General features: G+C 74.5%; 3 protein-coding genes. All 3 read right to left on the bottom strand.

Annotated features, from left to right (window positions below):
• The coding region (locus ACVV2G_RS33330; RefSeq protein WP_453846494.1) for a TatD family hydrolase at positions 1-841 on the bottom strand (841 nt) is incomplete at its 3' end.
• A gap of 2 nt (positions 842-843) precedes the next feature.
• Positions 844-1,443: an EboA domain-containing protein gene (locus tag ACVV2G_RS33325; RefSeq protein WP_453846497.1), complete on the bottom strand. Its 600-nt coding sequence runs from the start codon at positions 1,441-1,443 to the stop codon at positions 844-846.
• Positions 1,440-2,245, bottom strand: an 806-nt coding sequence (locus tag ACVV2G_RS33320) for a sugar phosphate isomerase/epimerase family protein (protein ID WP_453846496.1), incomplete at its 5' end; no start/stop codon positions are given. The genes ACVV2G_RS33320 and ACVV2G_RS33325, both read right to left, overlap by 4 nt.

The raw sequence follows: 2,245 nt of genomic DNA, 5'->3' as shown, positions 1-2,245 counted from the left end.
CGCCGCGCAGGACGGAGTTGCCCTCGTGCGTGGCATCGGCCGAGGTGACGTCGAGTTCGAGGCGTCCGCCGAGGCCGTAGAAGGCGACGGGGTTGCGCCACAGCACCCGGTCCACGTCGTCCTCGGTGAAACCCTCGGCGAGCATCAGGTCGCCGACCGTGCGGGTTTTCAGCGGGTCGCTCCTGCCCCAGTCGGCGGCCGAGTTCACCAGGACCCGCTCCGGGCCGTACTCGCGCAGGAGGACCACCATGCGGGCCTCGTCCATCTTGGTGTCCGGGTAGACGGAGAAGCCGAGCCAGCAGCCGGCGTCCTTGGCCACCCGCACGGTCGTCTCGTTGAGGTGGTCCACCAGCACCCGGTCCACGGGCAGCGCGGACGCGCGGACCACGTCCAGGGTGCGGTGCAGTCCGGCGAGCTTGTCGCGGTGCGGGGTGTGCACGAGGGCGGGCAGGCTGTGGTCGGCGGCGAGCTGGAGCTGGTGTTCCAGGGCCCTGTCCTCGGCCGGTGTCATCGAGTCGTAGCCGATCTCACCGACGGCCACGACCCGGTCCTTGACGAGGTAGCGGGGCAGGTCGTCGAGGACGGGCAGGCAGCGGGGATCGTTCGCCTCCTTGGGGTTGAGGGCGATCGTGCAGTGGTGGGCGATGCCGTACTGGGCGGCGCGGAAGGGCTCCCAGCCCAGGAGGGCGTCGAAGTAGTCGTGGAAGGAGGCGGGCGAGGTGCGGGGCTGGCCGAGCCAGAAGGACGGCTCGACGACGGCCCGGACACCGGCGGCGTACATCGCCTCGTAGTCGTCCGTGGTCCGGGAGGTCATGTGGATGTGCGGGTCGAAGATGCGCAAGGTCACTGCTCCTGGGTCAGGGCGAGCACGTGCGGGAGGCCGGCGGGGATCTCACGGTGGGCGGCGGTGCGTTCGGCGGCGTGGGCGGTGAGCATGCGGGCCAGTTCCGCGTCCCCGCGGGCGCGGGCGGCGAGGCCGGCGACCCGGGTCACGGGCACGCCGGTGAACAGGCACTTGAGCACGGCGTGGCGCCACGGGTGGGCGTCGAGGTGCCGGGCGGCGTAGGGGCCGAGAGCGGCGGCGATCAGGGTGGTGTCGTTGGTGCGCAGGGCGTCCTCCACCAGCGGCACGCCGTGGGCGGGGTCGGTGTCCAGCTGTTCGAGGGCGAGCAGCACGGCGCGTCGTTCGGCGGCCGTTCCCTGCCGGTAGAGGCGGGTCACGGTGGCCGCGTCGGGCCGTGCCGCGGCCAGCAGCAGGACCCGGGCGGGGTCGGCGTGGGCGGTGCCGCAGCGGCGGCCCGCTTCGGCGAAGCGCAGTTCCCAGCCGGCCTCCCGGGCGGCGGCCGAGGCGCGGGCGGCGGCCAGCCAGCGGTGGGCCTCGCCGGTGAGGCCCGCCGTGTCCTGGGGCGGGCCGGTGTCCGGTGGGGTGTGCTGGACGCTCATCCCGTCCCTCCGTTTCGCAGGAACCGCAGCGACCGTGCGGCCAGTTCGGGTCCGGCGTGGGAGTGGCGGGGCAGTTCGACGACGGTCAGGCCCTGGTAGCCGCTGGCCGTCAGGGCGTCGAGGACGGGCGGGAAGTCGATCTCGCCGTCGCCGAAGGGGAGATGCTTGTGGACGCCGCGGCGCATGTCCTCGATCTGGACGTGCCGCAGCCAGGGGGCGGCGTCGCGCACGCAGTCGGCGGGGGACGCGGGCTCCAGGCACTGGCAGTGGCCGATGTCCAGGGTCAGGCCCAGCGGGGCGGGGTCGCCGAGGTCGGTGCGCAGGCGGTGGAAGCCGGCGAGGGTGGACAGCAGATGACCCGGTTCGGGTTCCACCGCGAGGGGCACGCCGGTGTCCTCGGCCGCGTCCAGCACCGGGCCCAGGGCGTCGGCGAGGCGTTTCCAGGCGGTCTCCTCGTCGGTGCCCGCCGGGGTGGGGCCGCTGAAGCAGTGCACGGCGTGGGCGCCGAGGTCGGCGGCGACGCGGACGGCGCGGATCAGCAGGCGGATGCGTGCCCAGCGGGCGTCCGGGTCCTCGTCCAGCAGGGAGGGGCCGTGTTTGCGGCGCGGGTCGAGCACGTAGCGGGCGCCGGTCTCCACCGTGACGCCCAGGCCGAGGGCGTCGAGGCGGCGGGCGACCCGGCGGGTACGGGCGGCCAGGTCGGGGGCGAGCGGGTCGAGGTGCATGTGGTCGAGGGTCAGGCCGACGCCGTCGTAGCCGAGGTCGGCGAGCAGGGCGAGGGCGTCGTCCAGGCGCAGGTCGG

The organism is Streptomyces sp. JK94 (assembly GCF_053613315.1).
Note: the sequence above shows the minus strand (reverse complement) of the source record. Positions and strands in the feature narration are given on the sequence as shown.

Excerpts from the sequence above, each read along its gene's own strand:
- ACVV2G_RS33325 (WP_453846497.1), bottom strand. The coding sequence starts at position 1,443 with ATGAGCGTCCAGCACACCCCACCGGACACCGGCCCGCCCCAGGACACG.